This window comes from Segeticoccus sp., from assembly GCF_035708005.1.
Genome location: NZ_DASSTI010000036.1, coordinates 1 through 4,555, shown reverse-complemented (window position 1 = coordinate 4,555; position 4,555 = coordinate 1). Strand labels below are relative to the sequence as shown.

Below are 4,555 nucleotides of genomic sequence, written 5' to 3'. Positions count from 1 at the left end.
ACGACCGGGGTGGGCACGGCTGCTCCGACAGCGAGGATCGCCGCCTCCGGCGGGTTGATCACGGCGTTGAACTCGCGGACACCGAACATCCCGAGGTTGCTGATGGTGAAGGTGCCGCCGGTGAACTCGGCGAGCTGGAGGGTTCCCGCCCTGGCCCGGTCACCGAGGTCATGTGCCTGAACGGCGATCTCGCGCAGGGTCATGCGGTCGGCGTCCCGGACGACCGGCACGATCAGTCCCTCCTCGAGAGCGACCGCGACACCGACGTTGACGTGCCCGCGCCGGACGATGTGGTCCCCTGCCCAAGCGGCGTTGACCTCGGGGTGGGCGCGCAGCACGACCGCGCAGGCCCGTACGAGCAGGTCGGTGACGCTGACGCGTTCCTCGTCCGCGGCGAGTGAGTCGTTGACCTGCCTCCGGAAGTCCAGCAACGCGGTGACGTCGGCGACCATGGTGACGTGGAAGTGAGGTGCGGCGGCGCTGTCGGCCAGGCGCTGCGCCGTGACCCGGCGGACCTGGGACAGCGGGACCGTCTCGTCGTCGGGTCCCGCGCCCGCTGCCGGTGAAGGAGCGGCTGCGGGAGGCCTTGGAGATGGCGCCGCCGGCGGCGCTGGGGGTGCGTCGGGGGTGGGTGGACGGGTGGGGGCCTGCTGGTCGGCAAGCACTGCGTCGAGGTCGGCGCGGATGATCCGGCCGTTCGGCCCGGAGCCGCGCACCGTTGCCAGGTCGATGCCGCGCTCCCGGGCGAGGGACCGCACCAGCGGGGTGGCGCGGAGCTGGCCGCCGCGTGCGCGCTCCGGCTGGGTGCCGGGCGCCTGCCCGGAGGCTGCGGTGGGCGCACTGCCCGCCTCGGTGCCGGAGTGGACCGGCGCCTCGGCGTCGGGAGGGGCCTCTGCGGGGGGCGGTGGCGGGGGTGTCTGGGAGGGTTCGGCAGCCTCGGCGGGGGTGCCGATGATCGCGAGCGGCTCGCCGATGGGCACCGTGGTGCCCTCGGCGACCAGGATCTTGGTCAGCGTGCCGGTTTCGTATGCTTCGAGCTCCATCGTCGCCTTGTCGGTCTCGATCTCGGCGAGGATGTCGCCGCGGTGGACCTGCTCACCTTCGGACATGAGCCACTGGGAGAGCACCCCCTCGGTCATCGTGTCCGACAGGCGGGGCATGAGGACTTCGGGCATCGGAGCGTCTCCTAGCGGGCGAACCTGGTCGCGTCGAGGACCTCGCCGATGACCTTGGTCAGGTCCCGCGCGTCGGGCAGGGCGGCGTTCTCCAGCGGTTTGGCGTAGGGCAGCGGAACCTCGGCGGCGGCGACCCGGCGCACCGGCGCGTCGAGCCGGTCGAAGGCGCCCTCCTGAATCGTCGCGGCGATCTCGGCGCCGATGCCGTAGCTGAGCCAGTCGTCCTCCAGGATGACTGCTCGGGTGGTCTTGCGGACCGAGGCGCAGACCGTGGCACGGTCCAGCGGCCGCAGGCTGCACAGGTCGACGACCTCCACGGAGACGCCCTGGGTCTGGAGTTGTCGGGCAACCTCCAAGGCGATGAGCGTGGCCCGCGAGTAGCTCACGACCGTGATGTCGGCTCCTTCGCGGGCGACCGTGGCCCGGCCGATCTGCCCGACCTGCTCGCCGTCGGGAACCTCACCCTTGGTGTTGTAGAGGGCGAGGTTCTCCAGGAACAACACCGGGTCGTCGTCGCGGATGGAAGCAGTGAGCAGCGATTTCGCGTCCGCTGGGCTGGACGGTGCGACGACCTTCAGACCGGGGACGTGGGCGTACCAGACCTCGAGGTTCTGGGAGTGGGTGGCCGCGAGCTGCTGGCCACCGCCCCCGGGGGTACGGATGACCATCGGCACGGCGACCTGTCCGCCGAACATGGCGTGCAGCTTCGCCGCGTGGTTGACGATCTGGTCGATCGCCAGCAGGGTGAAGTTGATCGTCATGATCTCCACGACCGGGCGTAGACCGAGCATGGCCATCCCGATCGCCGCGCCGGTGAACCCCTCCTCGGCGATCGGGGTGTCGACGACGCGCTTCTCGCCGAACTCGGTGAGCAGCCCGGCGGTGATCTTGTACGAGCCCTCGAAGACGCCGATCTCCTCCCCGAGCAGCACGACCGAGTCGTCCCGGTGCATCTCGGCCCGCAGGGTGTCCTGCAGCGCCTGTCGGTAGGTCACCTCGCTCACGCGATCCCCTCCTGCGCGGTGCCGGTCTCGGTGACGACGGGGTCGGCGGGCAGGCGGGTCGAGGTGTTCGGGACCGGCGTCGCGTAGACGTGCCGGAACAGGTCCTCGACCTTCGGGTCGGGGCTGTCGTCGGCGAAGGCGACCGCCTCGGACACCTGCTGCTCGGTGGACTCCTCGATCGCAGCCGCGGCGGCCTCATCGAGCAGGCCGGCGTCGATGAGGCGGGACCGGAACGCCGGCAGCGGGTCCAACGTGCGCAGTCGGGCGGTCTCCTCCTTGGAGCGGTATGTCGCGGGGTCCACGACCGAGTGGCCGCGCAGTCGGTAGCTCATCGCCTCCAGCAGCCCGGGCCGGCGCTCGGTCCGGGCCCGGGTCAAGGCGGCACGGGCCGCATCGCGGACGGCCAGCACGTCGTCTCCGTCGACCCGCTCACCGGGAATCCGGTAGGAGCAGCCCCGCTTGTACAGCTCCGGTTCGGCGGCCGCCCGCTCGACCGTGGTGCCCATACCCAAGCGGTTGTTGACGATGACGTAGACGATCGGCAGGTGCCAGATGGCGGCCAGGTTGAGGGATTCGTGGAAGGACCCGATGTTGGTGGTGCCGTCGCCGAGCAGGCACATCACCGCCTCAGCGTCCGGGCCCGGCTCGCCTCGGTAGGTCAGCGCCAGGGCGGCTCCCGTGGCGGGGGGGATCTGCCCGCCGACGATGCCGTAACCGCCCAGGAGCCGGGCCTTGAGGTCGAACAGGTGCATCGAGCCGCCGCGACCCCCGGAGACTCCGGTCGCCTTGCCGAACAGCTCGGCCATCACCGGTCCCGGTCCGATCCCGCGGCACAGGGCGTACCCGTGCTCCCGGTAGGTGGTGAACAGGTAGTCCCGGGCCTCAAGAGCCGCCATCAGGCCGACGACAGTGGCCTCCTCGCCCAAGTTGAGGTGACAGTAGCCACCGACCTTGGCGCGGCGGTACATCTCGCTGGCCCGCAGCTCGAAGGCGCGGATCAGCGTCATCTGCCGGTAGTAGTCGCGCAGCCGCTCTGGGGGCTCGGTGCCGAAGTTCCGATCGGCCGCACCGGACTCTGGCCGATCCTCCGTGGTGCTGGTCATCGCCCCTCTCCCTCCGCCTATACCGACCACAGTCCGAACGCCTGCCCGTAGCTCGGCCGCTCAGGGTCCGGGCGACTGCTCCACGAGGGCGAACTGGTCACTCGCGGCGTGACATCGGGGACAACTGGTCGGGGCGTGATCCCCGCGGACCGCCTCGCCGCAGACTTGACACGCCCATTCGGTCGCCATCAACGCGATGACGTCACCACGGCTGACGATACCCACCACCTCGCCTCCCGCGACGACCGGAACCCGCCGAATCCGGCGGCCCACCAACATGTGCCGCACATCCGCGACGGGGGTGTCGGGACTGACGCTGATGACACTTGTGCTCATGACGTCCGCGGCACTCTTCCCGGACTTCGCCAGCAGGTCGTACTCACTGACCAGCCCGAGCAGCGCACCGTCAGGGCCGACGACGGGGGCGCCACTGATCTGGTTGGTGCGCAACACCTCCGCGACCTCGCCCAGCGGCGTGTCCGACGAGATCACGACCACCCGGGCGCTCATGATCTCGCCCGCCGTGGCCGCCGCAGGACCGGTGGCACCACTTCGAGGGTGCATTCCCGCAGTCTAGGACTCACCACGATCGTTGTCCCGGCCCACGCGCCCCGCGCACCTCACCCCGCGCCATCCACGGCGACGCACGCTCGGTCGGTGCCGGGCGGCTTCACCATCGAAGGAGGCGTTGGGCAGCGTCGGGCTGGGCCACGGCTGGGCTGGCCTCACCGGACGCGGGTGAACTCCCGGCCGGTGATCGTGTCCGGCTCGATCCGCACGAACCACGGCTTGGCGCCGGGGTGCCACGGCGTCAGCGGCAACCCCATCGCCTGGAGAACCTCATACGGTTCGCGGGCCTTCTCGGCTCGGCCCCGCACCACCACGCTCCAGGTCAGGCCCGACGCCTCGTCCCATCCGTCGGTCTCGAAGGCCACCGGTTGCCCCTCGGCCGAGGCCAACTTGCTGCCCGATGCGGTGCGGAACACCACCGTGCCGTGGTCGACCACGTAGTTCACCGGGAAGATGTCCGGGCGCCGCTCGACGACGACGGCCAACCGTCCCACGTTGGCCTGTCGCAGGTAGACCCAGCACCGGGCCACGTCCAGCTCCTGCACTTCTGCCTTGGTCGGATGCACCTCGGCGGGCTTCCGGTCGGCCCGGGCCCGGCTCGTCTGCTCAGTCCGCTGGCTGTCGTTCATGGTGCCCATCCTGCGTGGCCATGGTCAGCCCCGAACAGGGACAAAGGGCCGCCAATACCACGATCCCCTTCACG

5 protein-coding genes are annotated in these 4,555 nt (G+C 70.6%); all 5 read right to left on the bottom strand.

Annotated features, from left to right (window positions below; all coding sequences use genetic code 11):
* Positions 1 to 1,175 (bottom strand): dihydrolipoamide acetyltransferase family protein (locus VFL99_RS04215; RefSeq protein WP_325105082.1); only part of this gene is annotated, 1,175 nt, incomplete at its 3' end.
* A gap of 11 nt (positions 1,176 to 1,186) precedes the next feature.
* Entirely contained in the window at positions 1,187 to 2,179 is a 993-nt protein-coding gene (locus VFL99_RS04210) for an alpha-ketoacid dehydrogenase subunit beta (RefSeq protein WP_325105081.1), read from the bottom strand.
* The gene (gene pdhA, locus VFL99_RS04205; protein WP_325105080.1) at positions 2,176 to 3,282 is read right to left on the bottom strand and encodes a pyruvate dehydrogenase (acetyl-transferring) E1 component subunit alpha; all 1,107 of its coding nucleotides are present in this window, start codon (positions 3,280 to 3,282) and stop codon (positions 2,176 to 2,178) included. The genes VFL99_RS04210 and pdhA overlap by 4 nt, the downstream gene beginning before the upstream one ends.
* Before the next feature lie 60 nt (positions 3,283 to 3,342).
* Positions 3,343 to 3,846, bottom strand: a complete 504-nt coding sequence (locus VFL99_RS04200) for a CBS domain-containing protein (RefSeq protein WP_325105079.1) — start codon at positions 3,844 to 3,846, stop codon at positions 3,343 to 3,345.
* 161 nt (positions 3,847 to 4,007) lie between these two features.
* The gene (locus VFL99_RS04195; protein WP_325105078.1) at positions 4,008 to 4,481 is read right to left on the bottom strand and encodes a pyridoxamine 5'-phosphate oxidase family protein; all 474 of its coding nucleotides are present in this window, start codon (positions 4,479 to 4,481) and stop codon (positions 4,008 to 4,010) included.
* Positions 4,482 to 4,555 lie beyond the last annotated feature (74 nt).

Bases quoted from the DNA above. Each gene is read 5' to 3' on its own strand.
- VFL99_RS04200 (WP_325105079.1), bottom strand. From the start codon at position 3,846: ATGCACCCTCGAAGTGGTGCCACCGGTCCTGCGGCGGCCACGGCGGGC.
- pdhA (WP_325105080.1), bottom strand. From the start codon at position 3,282: ATGACCAGCACCACGGAGGATCGGCCAGAGTCCGGTGCGGCCGATCGG.
- VFL99_RS04195 (WP_325105078.1), bottom strand. From the start codon at position 4,481: ATGAACGACAGCCAGCGGACTGAGCAGACGAGCCGGGCCCGGGCCGAC.